The organism is Gordonia sp. DT218 (assembly GCF_049847105.1).
Lineage (GTDB): Bacteria > Actinomycetota > Actinomycetes > Mycobacteriales > Mycobacteriaceae > Gordonia.
Genome location: NZ_JBNCNS010000003.1, coordinates 180,895 through 202,058, shown reverse-complemented (window position 1 = coordinate 202,058; position 21,164 = coordinate 180,895). Strand labels below are relative to the sequence as shown.

15 protein-coding genes and 1 pseudogene are annotated in these 21,164 nt (G+C 66.3%); 11 read left to right on the top strand and 5 right to left on the bottom strand.

The window, feature by feature from the left end:
* Positions 1 to 187: 187 nt before the first annotated feature.
* Together ACPXCG_RS12395 and ACPXCG_RS12390 are read right to left on the bottom strand one after the other, a co-directional pair.
* On the bottom strand, positions 188 to 502 hold the full coding sequence (locus ACPXCG_RS12395; protein WP_425792273.1) for a hypothetical protein: 315 nt from the start codon (positions 500 to 502) through the stop codon (positions 188 to 190).
* Positions 503 to 634: 132 nt separating this feature from the next.
* A complete protein-coding gene (locus ACPXCG_RS12390; RefSeq protein ID WP_425792811.1) occupies positions 635 to 1,084 on the bottom strand; it encodes a CinA family protein in 450 nt (149 codons plus the stop codon).
* Positions 1,085 to 1,256: 172 nt separating this feature from the next.
* On the opposite strand from ACPXCG_RS12390, the pseudogene ACPXCG_RS12385 reads away from it, so the two are divergent.
* Positions 1,257 to 2,268: pseudogene (locus tag ACPXCG_RS12385) on the top strand (alpha/beta hydrolase fold domain-containing protein); the annotation flags it as partial.
* On the top strand, positions 2,183 to 2,533 hold the full coding sequence (locus ACPXCG_RS12380; RefSeq protein WP_425792272.1) for an ectoine synthase: 351 nt from the start codon (positions 2,183 to 2,185) through the stop codon (positions 2,531 to 2,533). The pseudogene ACPXCG_RS12385 and the gene ACPXCG_RS12380, both read left to right, overlap by 86 nt.
* Before the next feature lie 31 nt (positions 2,534 to 2,564).
* On the opposite strand, the gene ACPXCG_RS12375 is transcribed toward ACPXCG_RS12380, so the two are convergent.
* Positions 2,565 to 3,926: a styrene monooxygenase/indole monooxygenase family protein gene (locus tag ACPXCG_RS12375; protein WP_425792271.1), complete on the bottom strand. Its 1,362-nt coding sequence runs from the start codon at positions 3,924 to 3,926 to the stop codon at positions 2,565 to 2,567.
* A gap of 200 nt (positions 3,927 to 4,126) precedes the next feature.
* Here ACPXCG_RS12375 and ACPXCG_RS12370 point away from each other — a divergent pair, with 200 nt between their 5' ends.
* The gene (locus ACPXCG_RS12370) at positions 4,127 to 6,265 is read left to right on the top strand and encodes an acyltransferase family protein (protein WP_425792270.1); all 2,139 of its coding nucleotides are present in this window, start codon (positions 4,127 to 4,129) and stop codon (positions 6,263 to 6,265) included.
* A gap of 264 nt (positions 6,266 to 6,529) precedes the next feature.
* On the top strand, positions 6,530 to 7,705 hold the full coding sequence (locus ACPXCG_RS12365; RefSeq protein WP_425792810.1) for an acyltransferase: 1,176 nt from the start codon (positions 6,530 to 6,532) through the stop codon (positions 7,703 to 7,705).
* Positions 7,706 to 7,722: 17 nt separating this feature from the next.
* On the opposite strand, the gene ACPXCG_RS12360 is transcribed toward ACPXCG_RS12365, so the two are convergent.
* Positions 7,723 to 8,337, bottom strand: coding sequence for a SanA/YdcF family protein (locus tag ACPXCG_RS12360; RefSeq protein ID WP_425792809.1), 615 nt, complete (start codon positions 8,335 to 8,337; stop codon positions 7,723 to 7,725).
* Between the two features lie 136 nt (positions 8,338 to 8,473).
* On the opposite strand from ACPXCG_RS12360, the gene ACPXCG_RS12355 reads away from it, so the two are divergent.
* From ACPXCG_RS12355 to ACPXCG_RS12330, 6 genes are all read left to right on the top strand, one after another.
* Positions 8,474 to 9,874, top strand: coding sequence for a WS/DGAT/MGAT family O-acyltransferase (locus ACPXCG_RS12355; RefSeq protein ID WP_425792269.1), 1,401 nt, complete (start codon positions 8,474 to 8,476; stop codon positions 9,872 to 9,874).
* 232 nt (positions 9,875 to 10,106) lie between these two features.
* Positions 10,107 to 13,478 carry a heterodisulfide reductase-related iron-sulfur binding cluster gene (locus ACPXCG_RS12350; RefSeq protein ID WP_425792268.1) on the top strand — a complete coding sequence of 1,124 codons (3,372 nt, stop codon included), beginning with the start codon at positions 10,107 to 10,109 and terminating at the stop codon, positions 13,476 to 13,478.
* A gap of 146 nt (positions 13,479 to 13,624) precedes the next feature.
* On the top strand, positions 13,625 to 14,878 hold the full coding sequence (locus ACPXCG_RS12345; RefSeq protein WP_425792267.1) for a pyridoxal phosphate-dependent aminotransferase: 1,254 nt from the start codon (positions 13,625 to 13,627) through the stop codon (positions 14,876 to 14,878).
* A gap of 117 nt (positions 14,879 to 14,995) precedes the next feature.
* Positions 14,996 to 16,783, top strand: coding sequence for an SDR family oxidoreductase (locus tag ACPXCG_RS12340; protein ID WP_425792266.1), 1,788 nt, complete (start codon positions 14,996 to 14,998; stop codon positions 16,781 to 16,783).
* 13 nt (positions 16,784 to 16,796) lie between these two features.
* Positions 16,797 to 17,732, top strand: a complete 936-nt coding sequence (locus ACPXCG_RS12335) for a metal-dependent hydrolase (protein WP_425792265.1) — start codon at positions 16,797 to 16,799, stop codon at positions 17,730 to 17,732.
* Positions 17,733 to 17,746: 14 nt separating this feature from the next.
* The gene (locus ACPXCG_RS12330; protein ID WP_425792264.1) at positions 17,747 to 18,886 is read left to right on the top strand and encodes a PDR/VanB family oxidoreductase; all 1,140 of its coding nucleotides are present in this window, start codon (positions 17,747 to 17,749) and stop codon (positions 18,884 to 18,886) included.
* Here the strand turns inward: ACPXCG_RS12330 and ACPXCG_RS12325 are convergent.
* A complete protein-coding gene (locus ACPXCG_RS12325; RefSeq protein ID WP_425792263.1) occupies positions 18,848 to 20,425 on the bottom strand; it encodes an MFS transporter in 1,578 nt (525 codons plus the stop codon). The two genes, ACPXCG_RS12330 and ACPXCG_RS12325, sit on opposite strands and share 39 nt — an antisense overlap.
* A 163-nt stretch (positions 20,426 to 20,588) precedes the next feature.
* Between ACPXCG_RS12325 and ACPXCG_RS12320 the strand changes: the two genes are divergently transcribed.
* Positions 20,589 to 21,164 carry a TetR/AcrR family transcriptional regulator gene (locus tag ACPXCG_RS12320; RefSeq protein WP_425792262.1) on the top strand — a complete coding sequence of 192 codons (576 nt, stop codon included), beginning with the start codon at positions 20,589 to 20,591 and terminating at the stop codon, positions 21,162 to 21,164.

The following is a 21,164-nucleotide window of genomic DNA, read 5'->3' as shown; positions in this document are numbered from 1 at the left end:
TGTTGTCATAATAACTGTCACCGAGCGCGCGTTCGCGGCGAGTGCCGTTCGACACCGTCGGAGCGCGGCCCACTGGTCGTCGAGGAGAGGAACGGTCGTTCGGAGCGCCGTGTCGGTACCCCCGCACCGGTGAAACCACCCACTCGTTCCGTCATTGCGGACGGCGCTCCCCACGCCGTGGTCGCGGCTAGTGGGAGGCGTTTCGATCCGGGCGCACCGAGGTGCCGTCGCCGAATCGGACATCGAGCACCGTGGTCGACCTGCGCCGCGGCTCTCCTGGGGGATGGATGCCGCGCGAAGCGAGCACTGGGTGTACCGCAGGGTGGACAACCTGCTCGAAGGCGTTGTCGCAGCTCGCTTCTGAGTCCCAGACGTCGAGGTAGCTCTCCGTCTTGTCGTCGTGCTCGATGGCGAGGTGCACGATCAGGCCGGGCATCGGGGTGTCACCCAGCCGATCGGCGATCTCGTCGTAGATCTCCGCCGTGATCGGGACGTTCGTCACTCACGGCTGGAAGGCGATGAAGAGCATCGCCGACGACGAATAGTCGGGCTGAATACGTACTGTTCAGTCTCGGAATCGTTTCCCACACCAAGCGGGGGCCGAGGCGTGTCTCGTCCTGCCATGAGTGCTGCGTCAGCCGTCCAGCCGCGACAACAACATGCGTAATGCATGCGCGACGGTGGCAGCCACGATCTCGCCGGGCTCGCCGCCGAAACGCCGCTCGTCGCTCGCAGTCTCGCCGCCGTCGAACAGTCCGAAACAGACCGTGCCGGCTTCGTCCTCCTGCGGATCTGGCCCGGCCTCGCCCGTAACCGCCACCACGAGGTCGGCGTCGAGCAGCCGCGCCGTGCTCCGCGCCATCGCCGCAGCGGCAGCCGCGCAGACAAGTGGACCGTCCGGGACCTCGAGGAGGCCGTACTTCACCTCCGGCCGGTAGGCGACGATTCCACCGGAGAACCAGTCGCCCGACCCCCGCGCACGACTCAGTCGGGCGGCAATGTTGCCGCCGGTGAGCGATTCGGCAACCCCGATGCGCACCCTGCCCTCGGCCTTGGCCGCGATGTCGTCACAGATCCGCTCCATGTCGTCAGCCGTCACGTCACACCTCCGTGTATGAGGCCTCGACTCTATTTCACGACGGCATCGGACGTCTTCTTCATGCGACGGGCTGCGCGGACGAGTGCGGAGCCTTCGCCTTCACAAGGCGCCTGCGTACGATTCGCCGAGAGACGGATACTCCGAGGGGGTGAGCCGATTGACGGTTTCGTTGCGAGCTCGGGCACTGATCGCACGACTGTGGCTGCAGCGCAACAAACGCTTCTACGCGGATACGGACACGATGCGCGAGAAGCTGGCCGAGCATCAAGCTCCGGAGCGGGCTCGGCCACCGGCGTGGATGCGTCGGCGGTACCGAATCGCCGAACACGAGATCGCAGGCCACGCCTGCTACACAGTCTCCCGCGCAGACGAAGCCGGGGCCGGGGCCGCCGGCTCATGGCATGTGTTCCACCTGCATGGCGGTGGTTTCGTGGAGTCACCGGAGCCGCACCACTGGCGGTTTGCTTCGCGCATGGTCGACCGACTCGGATGTACCTACAGCCTGCCGATGTACCCGCTCGCGCCAGGTCATGACCACCGCAGCATCATCCCGATGGTCGAACGCGCCTACGACGTCGTGATGGCCGGCACCCGCGACGACGCCCGGTTCGTTTTCGGCGACTCCGCAGGCGGCACCCTCGCGCTCACACTCACCCGTCATCTCCGTGAGCAGGGCCGCCGACAGCCGGCCGGAATCGCCCTGTTCTCGCCGTGGATCGACTTGGCAACCGACGATCCGGGTTCGCTGTCCATCGATCCTCGCGACCCGGAGCTCGGCGTCACAGGTTTACGCCTGGCCGCACAGTGGTACGCGGCCGGACGTGCCCTCGACGATCCCGACATCAGTCCTGCGTTCGGTGACCTCACCGGGTCGGCTCCCCTCATCGTTTTCAGCGGTGACCGGGACATCCTGTTGCCCGACGCACGCCACATCGAACGACTCGGCCGCGACGCCGACGTGCCAACCGAACTACACGAATATGCGGGAATGTTTCACAACTGGATCATGAAGCACATCCCGGAAGCCCGACGAGCGACCGATGAGCTCATCGCATTCATGAACTCGGTCACGAGAGGAGAAACATGATCGTCCGCACCACTGCAGAGATCACCGACACCGACCGACAGGTCGACAGCGACACCTGGACGTCGAAGCGCATCATCCTCGCCGACGACCGGGTCGGATTCTCGTTGCACGAGACCGTTGTCGCGCCCGACACCGAAACGCCTTTGCACTACCCGGATTACATCGAGGCGGTATGGCTCATCGAGGGAAGCGGCGAGCTGATCGATCGCGACAATGAACGCACCTACACCCTGGCACCCGGCACCATGTATCTGCTCGACCAGCACGAGCGTCACACGATCGTCGCCCATACCCGACTACGGATGTACTGCGTCTTCACCCCCGCCGTTCCGCCGGGCAGCGACTGACCTACGAGCCGCCGACAGCCGGCTCGGCACCTCAGCTCGCGACTTTGTCACTCGCCGAACTGAACCGCCCGGCCGGTTCGAATCGGCCCAGCACATCGCCTGCGGGCTCGCCGGACACCGCGGCGATGAACCCGAGCACATCCTCTCGACTCTCCAGCGTGAGAAGCGGATTCGGCTCCGAGAGCAATCCGAACAGCGCGGACGCCACGTTGGCGTCGACGGCGGCGGCGGGGAACGAGAGTTCGAGGTGGGTGGCGTAGTCCGGATCGCCCAGATAGAGGCGGGTGACCTCGACCGCCGCGCGGCCACGCCGCTCCCAGTGCTTCTCGAACTCGGCTTCGAGCCAGTCGGCACCGAACGCGCCTTCGTGCGACTTGGCCGCCTTCACCAGTTCGGCGACCTGGATCAGCGAGTTCTGGGCACCCTGGCCTGCGACCGGGTCCACCGCGATGGCGGTGTCGCCGATCGCGGCGACGACATGGCCGCCGCGGGTGGTGGAGACGACATGCCGCACCGTCGGGGTGACCGCACCCGTGAGCCACGACACCGGGTCCGACTCGATCACCTTCAACTGTTCGATCACCGGTGCGTCGTGAGGGAAATACTCGGTGAAGATGTCGACGAGCGCCGAGCGGGCCGACCCGGCATCGTCGACCTCGTCGATCGTCGGTGCCCATGCTCCGTCAGGTTTCGCGAAGACGATGAACGACCAGGTCGCGCCGGCGTCCTTGTGCAGGAACGGGCCGACGAAGATCTCCCCGTTTTCGCTGTCGAGGTTGAACAGGGAGTGATTGCCGCCCCCGCTGCTGCGATAGGCGAACGCGTCGGGCCCGTGGTCGAGGCCGATGAGCGTCACCTGCAGCAGCTTGCGCTGCGGCTCCCGATAGTGCGTCCGCGACCCGTCGACCGGGAACAACGCCGAGAGTCCCGCCTTGCCGGTCGCGACCAGGGTGAGGTCGTGGGAGCCGGCGATCTCGTCGAGGCGGTCGACGTCCACCGCACCCACCTCGAAGCGCCCGCCCTGATCGAGGAACCGGCCGAGCCGGTCGTCGGCGCGCAGACGGAGGTCGACCGCCTGGGCGACATAGCCGTAGTCGGGGTTGAACTCGAGCACATCGGAGCGGTCGTCACCGCTTCCCGAATGCAGCCGGACGCTGATCCCGGTGGTGTTGCCGACGTCGTAGGTGTCCTCGATGATCTCGGCGTCCCACTCCCGCGATTTGCCGAACAGCACGCCCACCCCGGTGGGCGGCACCTTGTCGCGCAACGATTCCCGGTCCTTGTCGCTGTAAAGCGTCACGTCGAAACCCGCCTCGACGAAGCCGAGTGCCGCACTTGCGCCGGCCAGGCCCGCACCCACCACCCCCACACTCCTGCGTCCCTCGTCTGCCATGCCGTTCCCCTTTGCCTGTCGCTGTCCCGGTGTCTGCGGCGGCCGATGCCGTCGGCGTCAGCGTGCCCGCGGACGCAGTCCGGTTGAAGGGTTAGGCGCAGCGCGCGCATATCGGTGCGCCCACTGTTTGCCGATCTGCCTGGGGCTACACGGCGACTGCTGACCGGAATCACCACCGGAGCCAAGTAGCATCCCTGCCTGTGAGCACGGCCGTAACCACCCCGACAGCGACGCCCAACGAGGACGCCGCGACCGGCAACACGTCCGGTTATCGGCTGGATCTCGACGGCCTGCGTGGGGTCGCGATCGCCCTCGTCGCGATCTTCCATCTGTGGTTCGGACGCGTCTCCGGCGGCGTCGACGTCTTCCTGACGCTGTCGGGCTACTTCTTCGTCGCGTCGTTGCTCAAGCACGTCATCGCCACCCAACCCGCATCGGTGCCGTGGCGGACCGCGATCAACCCGTGGCCGCGGTTCTCGCGCCTCGCGCGCCGGTTGCTCCCCGCGCTGCTGGTGATCCTGGTGGTCGTCACCGCGCTCATCGCCCTGGTGATGCCGAAGACGAGGTGGGGGCCGCTCGGTTCAGAGGTGCAGGCCAGCGCGCTCTACTACCAGAACTGGCACCTGGCGCTCGATTCACAGGACTATCAGGCCGCGGACTCCGCCAACAGCCCGATGCAGCATCTCTGGTCGATGTCGATGCAGGGACAGTTCTTTGTCCTGACACTGCTGTGTGCCCTGGCCCTCGGCGGTCTCCTGCGCGTCCTGTCCCGACGGTTCTCCGCACTGTCGAATCCCTCGGTGATCCGCGGCATCGTCGGGTTCAGCCTCCTCGCGGTCGCCCTGGTCTCGTTCGCCTGGGCCAATCACCGGCACGCGGTGAACCAGCCCTTCAACTACTACGACACCGTCGCCCGGCTCTGGGAACCACTCGCCGGCGGACTCCTCGCGGTCTGGATGCCCCGGCTCGCGCTACGGCCGTGGATGCGCAACGTCCTCGGGGTGTTGGCCCTGGCCCTGATCGTCACCTGTGGCTGGTGGATCGCGGGCGTGCAGGAGTATCCCGGCGTGCTGGCGCTCGTGCCCGTCGGCGCGACGCTGCTCCTGATCTGGACGGGCTCGGCTGTCACCCGGCCCGACTCCACGGCCGGGCCGGGTTCGGTCAGCAGTGTCCTCGCACATCCGCGTCTCGTCTGGCTCGGCTCCATCGCCTACGCGCTCTATCTGTGGCACTGGCCGTTGCTGATCTTCTACTTGGCCTGGCGGTATCAGGACCACGTGAACTGGCTGGAGGGCACCGCCATCCTCGCGATCTCGGTGGTGCTGGCCTGGGCGACCACCAAGTTCATCGAGACGCCCTTGCGTGCCGGGCGGTCGACCGGGCTCGGACCGCGATATCGGCGGGCACTTCTCGCGCTCATCCTGATCACCTCCGTCGTCGCGGGTTCCACCGTCGTCATCTGGCAGCGGAACGCGGCCAACGCCACCGTCAACACCGAGAACCTCGACGCCCGCCTGTACCCCGGAGCCCGCGCCTACCTCGACGGCGCACCGGTTCCGAAGGTCGACCCGCAGCCGAGCCCCGAGGTGGTCGACAAGGACTGGCCGATCACCTCGTACGACTCGGCCATCAGTGGCTGGAAGGACCCGTCGATCAAGGTCGGGGTCTACGGCGACCCGAATGCCATCCGAACCGTCGCGTTGGTGGGCGGTTCGCACGCCGAATACTGGATCACCGCGCTCGACGCCATCGGGAAGCGACGCGGATTCAAGGTGACCACCTATCTCAAGGTCGGGTGCGCACTGACCACGAGCCACGTCTTCATCTGGTTCGGTCAGAAGTATTACCAGTGCAACGACTGGTCGAAGCGGGTGATGAACCGACTCGCCGCCGACAAGCCCGACGTCGTCTTCACCAACTCCACCCGACCGGTGGAGGGCAGGGACGCTCGCGGCGACTACGTCCCGCAGGACTACGAGGACATCTTCGCGCAGTTCCGGGATCGTGGACAACGCGTGATCGCGGTACGCGACAACCCGTGGGCGCACGGCCAGCTCAAGCCGCCGGAATGTCTGGCCGAGGGCAAGAAACCACAGGTCTGTGGAGTGCCACGGGACGTCGCGATGGCACCGACCGACCCGGCGCAGGCCATCGCCCCCCGGTTCCCGAACACCACCTTCCTCGACTACACCGACGCCATGTGCGGGCCGACCTACTGTCCCGCTGTCGTCGGCAACATCGTCGTCTGGCACGACTACCACCATCTGTCTGCGACGTTCGTGCGCAGCCTCACCCCGGCCGTCGAGGCCGATCTCGCAAAGTCACTGCACTGGTGGTGATCCCGGTCACACGACGATGAGTCGCGGCCGTCGCCGGTCAGCATCTCAGGGTGACCCCAGACTGCGCTGTTAAGGTGTCAACCGATGCTCGTGCCGCGGGCGCCCACGCGGGAGGCGCGGGGCCGCGACCGATCGCCACGAGCTCCGAGGACTCACGGGCGAGCCCCTCGGAACCGAGAAATCCATCAACGGTTTGGGGCTGAGACACGCGTGACCACCTTTGCGCCGGAGCGAGGTAGCGCCACCGACGAGGGCGCGGGCACGATCGCACGCTCCGGACAGACGGTCCGCGGCGTAGGCCGGAAGGCCTACCTCCACCACCTCGACCTGATCCGGGTCACCACGTTCTCGCTGGTCATCTTTGTCCATTGCCTGACGCAGACGACCGATGAGTTCACCAGCATGCCGGTCAACACGGCGTCGCTGCTGCTGCATTTCACGCGCAACACCTTCTTTGCGCTGACCGGCTTCGTGCTGATGTATCAGAACTTCGACAAGGCCGACTTCAGTACGACGGGGTTCTGGCGCAAACGCATCAAGCTGGTCATCTTCCCGTACCTCATCTGGTCGGCGATCTACTGGCTCGTGCAGGAGGTGTGGGCGAAGGACCGTATCGGCGACGTCTTGTCGAATCCGGTCGGGAGCCTGGCCGAGTTCGGCAGGCTGGCCGGCTGGGGCCTGTCCGGTTTCCAGATGTACTTCCTGTTCGTGATGCTCCAGGTCTACCTGCTGTTTCCACTGGTGCTGTGGCTGGTCCGGGCGACCGGTGGGCATCACGGCAAGCTTCTGGCAGCCAGCCTCGCCGTGCAGTTCGCGATCACCGCGACCATCACCTTCTGGCAGCCGCCCGCCCCCATCGCGCAGTACTGGTGGCATCACTACGCGACCTTCATCCCGTACCAGTTCTTCATCCTGTACGGCGCGGTGGCCGCGGTTCATCGCGACGCCACCGCCCGATGGCTCGCGGGCAAGGGCTGGTGGCTCTTCGGTGCGCTGCTGGCGACCGGCATCTTCGCCGTCGGCACGTACCTGTCCGGAGTCTGGTTCGGCGGAAAGCCGGTGCACGACAGCAACTCCGCCTTCCATCCGACCCTGATCCCCTTCATCGTCGTGGCCATCACCTGCCTGTACGCAGCCGCCGCGCACTGGGCGAGCACCTGGCGCGACGTCACGCCGCGGTTCGCCCGAGCCGTCTCCTTCGCGTCCAACCGCTCGTTCGGTGTGTTCCTCGGACACGTACTGGTGCTGTACTTCCTGCTCAAGCCGCAGTCCGGCGGCCGGCCCTGGATCCTGGCCACGCTCGGCCAGCCCTGGGGCACGTTGGTCACCTACGTCGCCACCATCGCGGGCTCACTGGTGCTGGTGGAGATCCTGCGCCGCGTACCCGGATCTCTGTACCTCACCGGGCGCCCCCGTCTGCCGCTCACGCTCAACCGCTGACCGGCCTCATCGCTGATTCACCGGCCGCTGATCGTGCCCAGCAACGCTCGCGGACGCGCCAGCATGAGTTCGCGAAGGTGGTTGCGGAGCACTGTCCACTCCGGGCAGTCACAACGGGCCGCCACCCCGGTTGCGTCGATCCCCCGGCTCCGGCACAACGCGATCGCTCGTGACAGGTGGAAGTCCTGCGTGATGATCACCGCGGCATGGACACCGAAATCTTCGTGGGCGCGACGACAACTCGCCTCGGTATCCATGCCGAGCGGGTCGTCGGTGATGTCGTCGGCGGCGACACCGTGTTGCTCGAGATAGTGGCGCATCACTGCGGGTTCATCACCAGCAGCGGCAGAACCGTTGCCCGAGTTGATGATCCGGTCGACGCGTCCGGAGCGATAGAGGTCGACTGCGGTGTCGAGACGACCGCGCACATAGTCGCCGGGCTCGCCGTCGTCCACCAGCGATCCGAGTACCAGGGCTGTCGAACCGACCGGCACGTCGCCCTCGTCGAGCACTCGCCCCGACGACGAGATGTACACCCAGGTGGCCGCGATCGTGACGATCAGCTCGACGGTCACGACGACGACGAGAACCGCTCGAGCTGCCGGATGCACGATCTCACGGTAGGCGATCATGGCTCCCCCGACACCGACCGCTGAGTCGTTGATCACCACTTGACCCAATCGGGAGATGGGGGCCGGTCGGAGGCTGATACTGAGACGATCGCACTGCCCGCACGGTGCCCCACCCCGAGATCCAGAGGTCGCCACGATGCCCTATATGCCGGTCACCGAATCCATGTTCCTGATCGCGGAGACCCGCGAGCAACCGATGCATGTCGGCGGACTCCAGCTGTTCGTGCCCAGGGAAGGGCAATCGGGAACCGAACTCGCCGAGGAGATCTTCGAGACCTTCCAGGGTTGCACCGATGTGCGCCGACTGTTCCGCAAGCGACCCGCATCGCCGGCCTCACTGTTCGGCTACGCCGCCTGGTCCCACGACGACGAGATCGACTTCGACTATCACGTGCGGCGGGCCGTGCTCCCGCGCCCGGGACGCATCCGTGAGCTGCTGCGCTACGTGTCGCTCAACCACAGCGCCCTGCTCGACCGCACCCGCCCGATGTGGGAGCTCCACATCATCGACGGACTCGAGGACGGCCGCGTCGCCATCTACACCAAGATCCATCACTCACTGGTCGACGGCGTCTCCGCGCTACGCCTCTTGGAGAATTCGCTGTCCACCGATCCCGACGATCGCAACGGCACCGCGTGGTGGGATCCCCGGCTCGTTCGACGATCACGGACCACGTCGGCGTCGGGCTCACGCATACCGAAGCTCTCGGCGGTGACCGGCCTGGTCGGGCAGGCCGTCGGCGTCGCCGGACAGATCGTCGGGGCGGCCCCGGCCGCGGCCCGGGTGGCGTGGACAGCCGTCACCGACGACGACTTCGCCTCTCCGTTCGTCCCGGCGCCGCGCACCATGCTCGACGTCCCGATCGGCAGCGCGCGCCGGTTCGCCGCCCAGCAGTGGCCGATGGAACGGCTCCGCGCCATCGCTTCCGCGCTCGACATCACCCTCAATGACGTCATCGTCGCGATGTGCGGAGGAGCGCTGCGCTCGTACCTGATCGACCGCGACGACCTGCCGGACGCACCGCTCGTCGCGGCCATCCCCGTCTCCATGCACTCCGACGACGCATCCGAGGGCAATCTGGTCACCGCCATCCTGGCGAACCTGGCTACCGACCAACCCGATCCGGAACGACGCCTCGCCACGGTGGTCTCTTCCACCCGCAAGGCGAAGCAGGTCATCCGTGGTCTGTCCCCGCTGCAGGCGCTGATGTTCGGTGCCGCCGCGTTCGCACCGCTCGCACTCGCACCCGTCCCGGGTTTCGTCCGCTACACACCGCCGCAATTCAATCTGATCATCAGCAACGTGCCCGGGCCGGCGGAGCAGCTCTACTGGAACGGTGCCCGGCTCGACGGCGCCTATCCGGTGTCCATCGCGATGGAGGGACTGGCGCTCAACATCACGGTCACGACGACGGCGGACCAGGTGAATTTCGGGATCATCGGCGCTCGCAAGGAGTTGCCGAGTCTGCAGCGACTCCTGACCCACCTCGGCACCGCACTGGAAGAATTGGAGAAAGTCGCGGGCATCGACGGCTGAGGCCGGTGACGATCAGCACAATCGTCCGTTGCGCCCCGACCTGACTCGACAGTAAGTTACTCGTGAGTACCATCAGCGTGTGCGTCGTGCGCGAACCGAGTGTTAGTTAGGCAATCCTTGGCAGCGCTCGACGTCCTCGAGGAACTACGGTTACCGGTAGTACACGTCGGCCACGTGCGCATCAGTCCTGCGCAAATGAGCCGGTGATCAACCAGAGAGGGGCCGTGACGCCGTGAATGCCACGACGATCACCATCGGCACTGTTGCCGCCGTCATCAGTCTCTTCTGTTGGGCGCTGTTCCTGCGCGGCGTATGGACCATGGTCCGGTCCATCGCGCAAGGCCAGCGGGTCGACAGTTCGCGATTCTGGCCGTTCTTCCCGCGCCTGTGGACGATGCTCAAAGAGTTCATCGCCCATACGCGTATGGCGAAGTTCCGGAGCGTCGGTTGGGCGCACTGGCTGGTCATGGTCGGCTTCCTGGCGGGATTCATCCTGTGGTTCGAGGCCTACGGGCAGATCTTCGATCCGGATTTCCACTGGCCCGTCATCGGCGCCTGGAAAATCTACATCTTCGCGGACGAACTGCTGGGACTCGGGACCGTCATCGGCATCATCGTCCTGATGGTGATCCGCCAACTCAATCACCCCCGGGTGCCCGAACGGATCTCCCGGTTCACCGGTTCACGTTTCGGGGCGGCCTATTTCGTCGAGTGGGTCGTCCTGCTCGAGGGCCTCGGCATGATCTTCGTCAAGACGTTCAAGATCTCCGCCGGTCTCGAGGACCCGCCGATCTGGACCTCCTTCTTCACCCACTACTTCGCCATGCTGTTCGACGGATCGTCGGAGTACTGGGTCACGGTGGCAGCAGTCGTCAAGCTGATGAGCGGCATGATCTGGCTGGCCGTCGTCGGCATGCACATCGACTGGGGTGTGGCATGGCACCGCTTCGCGGCGTTCTTCAACATCTACTTCAAGCGTGAGGCCGACGGCGGAGTCGCGCTCGGTGCGCTCAAGCCGATGATGAGTCAGGGCCAGATCCTCGACATGGAGACCGCGGATCCCGACGTGGACGCATTCGGCGCGGGCAAGGTCGAGGACTTCAGCTGGAAGGGCTGGCTGGACTTCACCACCTGTACCGAATGTGGTCGATGCCAGAGCCAGTGCCCGGCATGGAACACCGGAAAACCGCTGTCGCCCAAGCTGCTGATCATGTCGTTGCGCGACCACGCGCAGGCCAAGGCGCCCTATCTCATCGCGGGCGGCAGCACCGACATGGGCGGCGACGAGGTCGGTCTGGTCGACGCCGACGGGAATGTCGACGAGGCCAAGCTGGCCAAGATCCCGGAGTCCGCCCGTGCGGAAGCCGGCCGCAAGCTCGTCGGCGAGAGCGCCGGGACCGGGTCCATCGACGGCGAACTCGGCGCGGTCATCGACACCGAGACCCTATGGAGCTGCACCACCTGCGGCGCCTGCGTCGAGCAGTGCCCCGTCGACATCGAACACGTCGACCACATCCTGGACATGCGCCGCTATCAGGTGCTGATCGAGTCGGACTTCCCGACCGAACTCGCCGGGATGTTCAAGAACCTGGAGAACAAGGGCAACCCGTGGGGCCAGAACTCCTCGGCGCGCACCAACTGGATCGACGAGATCGACATCGAGATCCCGGTGTTCGGCAAGGATGTCGAATCGTTCGAAGGCTTCGAGTACTTGTTCTGGGTCGGTTGCGCCGGCGCCTACGAGGACCGTGCGAAGAAGACCACGAAGGCCGTCGCCGAACTTCTCGACATCTCGGCCGTCAACTTCCTCGTTCTGGGTGAAGGAGAAACCTGCACCGGCGACTCCGCTCGCCGCGCGGGCAACGAGTTCCTCTTCCAGATGCTCGCGCAGCAGAACATCGAGATGCTCGGCGAGGTCTTCTCCACGGCACCCGCCCAGCGCAAGAAGATCGTCGTCACCTGTGCGCACTGCTTCAACGCGCTGGGCAACGAATACCCACAGCTGGGCGCCCAGTACGAGGTGGTCCACCACACCCAGCTGCTCAACCGGCTGGTCCGCGAGAAGCGTCTGGTCCCGGTTGCGCCACTCGGCGAAGGTGTCACCTACCACGACCCGTGTTATCTGGGCCGCCACAACAAGGTCTACGACGCCCCGCGCGAGCTGATGGGTGCGTCGGGATCGACGCTCACCGAGATGCCTCGCCACGGCGAGCGCTCGATGTGCTGCGGCGCCGGCGGTGCCCGCATGTGGATGGAAGAGCAGATCGGTAAGCGCATCAACCTCGATCGCGTGGACGAGGCGCTCGACACCCTCGGCGATCTCAGCGGCCAGGAAACCAAGAAGGTCGCCACTGGCTGCCCGTTCTGCCGCGTGATGCTGACCGACGGCGTGACCGCGCGGACCAGTGGCACCGAGCAGGAGGGCAAGGTCGAGGTCGTCGACGTCGCCCAGCTGCTCCTCGATTCGGTGAAGCGTGGCGCGCCCGAGGTGAGCCGCGGCGGCCGCTACCTGGGTCCGGCGTCGGTGCCGGCCTCGACGGCGTCCGCTGCGCCCGCCGTCGAGGAGAAGGAAGCAGACGCTGCTCCGGCTGCTGCTGCGACCGCCACCACGACGGAGGCCAAGCCGAAGCCCAAGGTCGGACTCGGCATGAAGGGGGGCAAGAAGCCCGGCTCCGCAGGGAAGACCGAGGCCCCGGCCGGCGAGAAGGCCACCGAATCGGCACCGGCCGCGACGCCGCCTGCGGAGAAGAAGCCCGCCGCCAAGGGATTCGGCATGAAGGGTGGAGCCAAGCGCCCGGGTGCCGCCAAGCCCGAGGCCGGCTCCGCCGAGCCCGCACCGGCCGAGGCCGAGTCGTCGTCCGCCGTCGAATCTGCTGCGACCGAGAAGAAGCCCGCGGCAAAGGGCTTCGGCATGGGCAGCGCGAAACGTCCGGGTGTGAAGAAGCCGAACGCCGCTGCTGCCGACGCCGGGGTCACGGCACCTGCGGAGAGCAATGTCGCCGAGGCGGAGTCCGCGCCTGAGGCATCGCCGACTGCGGACACCGAGTCCGCCGGCCCGGCGGCCGTCACCGAGGAGAAGCCCGCCAAGGCCAAGGGATTCGGCATGTCGGCCGGCAAGAAGCGGCCGGGCGGAGCCGGCAAGGCAGCTGCCGCACCCGCGGCTGCTGCACCGACGACCGAGGCTGCACCCAGCGAGCCCGCCGAGTCGGCCGAGCCCGCACCGAGCGAGACCGCGGAGTCGTCGGCGGTGCCTGTCGAGGCGTCGAGCGAGTCCACCGCGGCCGCTGTCACCGAGGAAAAGCCCGCCAAGGCCAAGGGATTCGGCATGTCGGCCGGCAAGAAGCGGCCGGGTTCATTCGGCAAGGCCGCTCCTGCCGCAGCAGCTCCTGCCGCCGCACCCGAGTCGACGCCGGAGCCGGAAGCTCCGGAAGCGGAGACCGAGCCGGCGACGGCGACTGAGCCCGAGACGACGACCGAGCCCGAAGGGGGCCCGGAGGAATCGGCACAGTCGTCGAACGGCGGCCGGACGATCGCCGAGGCAGGCTCCTCGAAGGCAAAGGGATTCGGCATCGCTGCGGGCAAGAAGCGGCCCGGACACAGCTGATCCACGATCCCGACCACGTCGACCGCGCCCACAGTGGCGCGGTCGACGTGTTTCTGCGCCCGATCCCCGCTTAACTGACCAGACGTCGCGCAACCCTGACAGACACCCGGAAAACCGGTTTGCGCAGTGCTGTCACAATTGAACTCGTGAGTAGACCGCATGTATCGCATCTGAACCAGAACCTCAAGCCACTCGAGCAGTCGCAGAAGCTGCAGAACGTGTGCTACGAGATCCGGGGGCCGGTGCATGCGCATGCGGCACGACTCGAGGCCGAGGGCCACCGGATCATGAAGCTCAACATCGGCAACCCGGCCCTGTTCGGTTTCGAGGCACCCGATGTGATCATGCGCGACATGATCCACGCCCTGCCGTATGCACAGGGATACTCCGAGTCGGCGGGTGTCCTCTCGGCCCGACGTGCCGTCGTCACCCGATACGAGCTCATCCCCGACTTCCCGTATTTCGACGTCGACGACGTGATCCTGGGCAATGGTGTGTCCGAGCTGATCACGATGACCATGCAGTCGCTGCTCAACGACGGCGACGAAGTGCTCATCCCCTCGCCCGACTACCCGCTCTGGACGGCGATGACAGCGCTGTCGGGCGGGCGCGCGGTGCATTACCGCTGCGATGAGGACAACGGCTGGAACCCCGACATCGCCGACATCGCATCGAAGATCACCGACCGCACCAAGGCGATCGTGATCATCAACCCCAACAACCCGACCGGTGCCGTCTACTCACGCGAGGTCCTCGAACAGCTCGTCGAGCTCGCCCGAGCGCATTCACTGTTGATCATGGCCGACGAGATCTACGACAAGATCCTCTACGACGACGCAGAGCACGTGAACGTGGCATCGCTGGCCCCGGATCTCCTCTGTCTCACCTTCAACGGCCTGTCGAAGGCCTACCGGGTCTGTGGCTATCGCGCCGGCTGGCTGGTCCTCACCGGCCCGAAGGATCATGCGCGGGGATTCATCGAAGGTCTCGGCATCCTCGCCTCCACCCGGCTCTGCTCCAATGTGCCCGGCCAACATGCCATCCAGGTCGCACTCGGCGGCTATCAGAGCATCGACGCCCTCGTCGAACCCGGCGGACGTCTCTTCGAGCAGCGCAACGTCACCTGGGAGAAGCTCAATCAGATCCCCGGCGTCAGCTGCGTGAAGCCGATGGGCGCGCTCTATGCCTTCCCCCGCCTCGACCCCGAGGTACACGAGATCCACAACGACGAACTGTTCGTCCAGGACCTGCTCCTGCAGGAGAAGATCCTCGTCGTCCAGGGAACGGGCTTCAACCTCACCGACCACAACCATTTCCGGATCGTCACCCTCCCCTGGTCCCGCGACCTCGGTGTTGCCATCGAACGAATCGGAAACTTCCTGTCGTCATATCGGCAATGACCTGCGCGGATATAGCTCCGACCGAATACACGTGACGCCCCGTCACGGACACTCTGGTCAATTCATGTGACGCTTGGTAACGTCTAACTCCATTCGATCGTCTCGAAGGAGAGTCGCATGGTCGATTGGCGTAAGAGCAGTGTCAGCAACGACGGGATTCACCTCGCCGTTTTCGAAGTGGCGGGGTCGGCTCGGCCCGACGTCGCGGACCCCCGTCCGACGGTCCTGCTCGTCCATGGATGGCCGGACACCCATCACCTCTGGACCCACGTGGCACCGGCACTGGCCGAGGATTTCCGGGTGGTGGCCTACGACTGCCGCGGATTCGGGGAGAGCGACCGTCCCGACGGCGACGACCCGTACCGGTTGAGCGTCCTCGCCGACGACCTGTTCGCGGTGGCCGAGGCCGTCAGTCCCGATCGGCCGATCCACCTCGTCGCCCACGACTGGGGATCGGTGCAGGCCTGGGAGGCGGTCACCCGACCGGGCGCAGAACAGCGCATCGGATCGTTCGTCTCCGTGTCCGGTCCCAACCTCGACTACCTGGCCGACTGGGCCCGCGACAATCTCTCCCGCCCGACTCCGCGCAAACTGGGACACGCTCTTGCCCAAGCGACTTCGTCGTCGTACACGGTGTTCTTCCAGCTACCCGTGCTGCCGAGGATGTTCTTCGGCGCGGTGGGGACCCCAACGGTGTGGCGCGAGTTCCTCCATCGGGTCGAGGGCACGCCACGGGAGAACGTGGTGGTCGCAGACACATTGGGCGACGACATGATCTCCGGCCTCCGGCTCTATCGGGCCAACATCAGACAGAAGCTGCGCAAACCCGAGTCGCGTCCGACGGCGGTCCCGGTACTCGAACTGGTCAACGAGCGCGACATCGCGCTGCGCCCGGCGATCTTCGACGACACATACCGGCACGCTCAGCGCCTGTGGCGACACAGCACTGCGACCGGGCACTGGCTCCCGTACACCAGACCCGGGTATCTTGCTGATGTGGCACGAGACTTCATCGCCACTCACTCCACGGGCTCGCGCACCGACACCACGGGCCGGATCGACCGCGCGCGAGTGTTCAGCAGGCCGAACCCCCTGTCCGGCAAGCTCGCCGTGATCACCGGTGCAGGCAGTGGCATCGGCCGTGCCACTGCGCGCGCCCTCGCCGAGCGGGGATGCGAACTCATCCTGGTCGACATCGACACCGCGGCCGTCGAGGAGACCGCCCGGGAGAGCAAGGCCGCCGGCGCCCTGGCGTCATCGTATGAGCTCGACGTCTCCGATACCGCGGCAGTGGCGGACTTCGCCGGCGTTGTCCGCACCCGGCACGGGGTCCCCGACATCGTGGTCAACAATGCCGGGATCGGTCTGGCCGGTGGTGCTCTCGACGCGACGGACGAACAGGTCGACCGCCTGCTCGACGTGAACCTGCGCGGGGTCGTCTCCGGCAGTAGGGCATTCGGCAGGCAGATGGTCGAACGTGGCGTGGGCGGGCACATCGTCAACATCGCTTCCGCCGCAGCGTTCACACCGCAGCGGACGCTCGGGGTCTATGCGGCCTCCAAGGCGGGCGTGCTGCTGTTCACCGAATCACTGCGAGCGGAATTGGCCGAACACCGGATCGGCGTGACCGCGATCTGTCCGGGCATCGTGGACACCGCCATCGTGGGCAACACCCCGATCGCCGGGTTGGACACGACACAGGAAGCAGCCGAACAAGATCGGCTCGCCGGCCTGTATCGTCGCCGCGGTTTCACCCCGGACAAGGTCGCCGACGACATCGTCCGCGCCATCATCTGGGACAAGGCTGTTGTCCCGGTGACGGCCGAAGCCAAGATCGGCTACCGCGTTTATCGATTCACCCCCTGGCTGTCGCGGTTCGCGGCACGCCAGAAGGTCACCCGTTAAAGAGGATTCGACGATGTCTGCGACCGCACATGCCGACCATCCACATCCGATCAGCGTCGCTCGTGAGCCACGCGATGCGGACGGCTCCGATCCGGGGCCGGTGGAACTCCACGCCCGCAATGTCACCTTCGACTGGTCGGACACACCACTGCACTGGATTCCCGACCACCCGGTCGCGTCCAACTTCATCAGTGTCCTCAACCTCCTGCTGCCCGAAGGGGAACGATGGTTTGTGGAGACCTACAACGAAGCGCTCCCGCTCGTCGCCGACGACGAACTCGCCGCCACCATGCGCGGATTCATCGGGCAGGAGGCGATGCATGCCGAGGCCCACGACCACGTGCTGTGGGAGTTCCTCGACCATCACGGAATCGACCCGAGGCCCTATCAGCGGCAGATGGAATGGATCTTCCGAAAAGTACTGGGCCCCATGCGCAGCGGTAGCCCCAAAGCACGACAGAAGCACCTCATCGAGCGCCTGTGGCTCATCGCCGCCCTGGAGCACTACACCGCGATCCTCGGCGATTTCGCCCTCAACAACACCTGGGTCGAATCCGGTGCCGATCCGGGGACGACCGACCTGTTCACGTGGCATGGCGCCGAGGAGGTCGAGCACCGTGCGGTCGCCCACGAGGTGGCGATCTATTTCGGCGACGGCTATCTGCGGCGCGGCCGCGCGATGCTGGTGGCTCTGCCCGTGCTGCTGTTGCTGCTCAACCGCGGCTTCCGGTTCATCATGAAGCAGGACACGTCGTTGTCGTACAACTACTTCCAGCGGCAGTACCACTACTTCCGCGGGGTCCATGCCGGCGTGCTGCCGAAGATGCGCAAGATCGTCCTGGCAACCTTCAGCTACTTCCGGCCTGGATTCCATCCCAACGAGATCGGCAGCACCGCGCAGGCCGTGGCCTATCTCGCCACGTCTCCGGCCGCCCGCAACGCCGGCTGACCCGAAGGCCTCCGATGAACCAGCGTGCACACCCACACAGCACCGAGATGACCGCTCCCCCTCCGCATCTGTACGGACGGTGGCGTCACGACCCGTTTCTCACCATGGGCACGGTCATGGCGAAGATGTGGTGGCCGTTCTGGCGGCCCCTCGCGCCGCTGCACCCCACCCCGGCCGACGACGGCGTGACCACTCTGCAGCTCGTCGACCGGGAAGTGGTGGCCGCCGACGAGAATGTCGTCGCGCTGACCTTGGCCGCGCCCGACGGCGACATCCTCGCCCGGTGGCATCCCGGTGCTCACCTCGACCTGCTTCTGCCGTCGGGCCGGATGCGGGAGTACTCGCTGTGCGGAGACCCGGCCGATCGGCACATCTACCGGATCGCCGTGCGTCGCATCCCCGATGGCGGCGGCGGATCCATCGAGGTACACGACGGCCTGCACGTAGGCGACCCGATCTCGATCAAGGGACCTCGCAACGCCTTTCCCCTGGCCATCCCGGGGCACGGGTCGCACGCGCGGTCGATCCGGTTCATCGCGGCCGGCATCGGCATCACCCCGATCCTCCCGATGCTGGCCGCCGCCGATCGATTCGGCCTCGACTGGTCGATGATCTACACCGGACGCACGATCGAGTCGATCCCGTTCCAGGACGAGCTGACCCGGTACGGCGACAGGATCACCATCCGCACCGACGCCGAACACGGTCTGCCGTCCATGGACGAACTGCTCGGTCCGGTCGATCCCGAGACCGGCCGCGCGCCAGGCGGACTCGCGGTCTACTGCTGCGGGCCGGTACCGATGCTGGAGCGCCTGCGCAGACATCTGGCCGATCGCCCCGACATCGAACTGCACTACGAACGTTTCAGCCCACCGCCCGTGCTGGATGGCCGGCCCTTCACGGTCACACTCGCGTCGACGGGTCAGGAGGTCCCGGTGGCGGCCGACGAGACCGCGCTCGCCGCCATCCGGAAGGTCCTGCCGTCGGTCCCGTATTCGTGTCAGCAGGGCTTCTGCGGAACGTGCAAGGTGAGGATGCTGTCCGGCGCTCCCGATCACCGCGACAACATCCTCACCGAACCGGAACGCACCCAGGGCATGTTCCTCACCTGCGTGTCACGGGCGAACGGCGACCGCCTCACTCTCGACCTCTAGGCCTGCGGCGGCGTCGACGATCGGCGGCGCGTCGGTTTCCGGTCCACTCGGGACACCCCGCAGGAAGTACGCAGCCGCGAGCGCCGCGGCCGCGGTGACCGCGACCGCCACCCAGACGGCACTGTGCAGGCCTTCGACGAACACATCCTGCACCGCAAACCGCACCTGCTGCGCAACCTGGGACGGCGCTCGGGCGGCCACCTCGACTCCCGACATCACCGAGTCCTCCGCGATCCCTGCGGCAGCCCGCGGCACGCCGAGATCGGCGAGCCCGCCACCGACTCCCGAGGTGTACACCGAGGTCAACACGGAACCCAGCACCGCGACGCCGAGCGTTCCGCCGAGCTCACGCGTGGTGTCGTTGACGGCAGAACCGGCGCCCGCCTGCTCAGGCGTGAGTGCGTCCATGATCACCTGGGTGCACGGGCCCGAGATGAACGCGAGCCCCATCGCCATCAGCGACATCGACCAGATGATCAGTTCCCAGTAGCCCGACATCCGCGACGACACCTCGACGAGCGCGAAGCCGCCCGACATCAGCAACGCACCGACCACGGACACCATCCGCGGCCCGAATCGGTGCGACAGCGCCATCGCGACCGGCGAGAAGACCGCCATCACCAATGCGAACGGAAGGGTGCGCAGTCCGGCCTCGAAGGGACCGTAGCCCTTGACCGCCTGGAAGAACTGGGTGATCAGGAAGATGAAGCCGAACAGCGCGAAGAACGCGACACTGATCATGCCGGCGGCCGCGGCGAAGTGACGGTTGGCGAAGAGCCGAATATTCAGGATCGGATGCTCGATCGCCAGCTCCCGCCACGCGAAGAGCCCCAGCGCAACTCCCGCGACGATCAGCCCGCCGACGGTCCGCGGATCGGCCCAGCCGAAATGCGGCCCCTCGATCACCGAGTAGGTCAGCAATCCGAGACCGATGATCGAGAGCACCAGACCTAGTGCGTCGAAACGGGATACGGACTCCGGACGAGTTCCCGGTACCACCAGAACGATGGCCGGCGCGGCCACCGCCGCCATCGGCAGATTGACCCAGAACACCGACGACCACGAATAGTGCTCGAGCAACCAGCCGCCGAGTACCGGACCGATGGCCACTGCGATGCCCGACGTCGCGGCCCAGATGCCCACGGCCGCAGCACGTTGCCTGGACTCGGTGAAGATCGACATGATGATCGCCAGAGTCGCCGGGAACACCAGGGCGGCGAACAACCCGAGTCCGCCGCGGCTCGCGATCAATTGCCCCAGGGTGTGCGAGGACGCCGCCAGCACCGACACCGCGGCGAATCCGGCGATGCCGGTCAGCAGCATGCGGCGGTGGCCGAATCGGTCGCCGAGATAGCCGCCGGTGAGCAACAGGCCGGCGAACACGAGCGTGTAGGCATCCACGATCCATTGGAGCCCGGAGATCCCGGCATGGAGATCGCGCGCCATGGTGGGCAGCGCGACGTTGACGATCGTGTTGTCGACCATCACGAGCAGTTCGGCAAAGCAGAGGGCCGCCAGGGCGAGCCAACGAGTCTTCATGACTTCTCCTTCGAATTTTCCGGTCCTGAGCAGCGAGCGTCACTTTTCGTTCCCTGAAGAGCGAGCTTGCGAGCGTCACGAAGGGCCGGAGGTCAGAACGCCGTCACATTGCTGTAGCACGTTGTTCTATTCAAGAAGAACACTGTTCTAGTAGGCTGTCAACATGTCGCCGCAGAAAACTGTCCGAACTCCCGCAACCGAAGTGCGTGCGAACCTCGTCTCCGCCGGGCGTCGGCTGCTGGAACGTGAGGGCGCAACCGCACTGACGGTTCGCGCCGTGGCCACCGAGGCCGGCGTGGCGCCGATGGGCGTCTACAACCATTTCGACGGCAAGGACGGCCTGCTCGACGCCGTGGTGACCGATGGATTCGCCGAGTTCGCCACCACAGTCGCCGCACACGACGGCGATGCGACGACACGACTGCGCAACAGCGGCCGCAATTACCGGGCGTTCGCGGTCGCCAACCCGATCCTCTACGGATTGATGTTCTCGGCCGAGTGCACGGCCGACGACGAGGTGGCCGCCCGTGCCTTCGGGGTGTTGGCGGACATCGTCCGCTACGGCCAGGTGGCCGGGGTGATCCGTTCCGGCGATCCGACACAGCTGGCCGCGCAGATCTGGGCCTGTGTGCACGGCGCGGTGTCGTTGGAGCTCGGCTCGGTGTATCCGCCGTTCGTCGACGCGTCCGGCTCGTACGAGGAGGTCCTCGACCTCATCGCGCGAGGAGTCGCGGCCTGA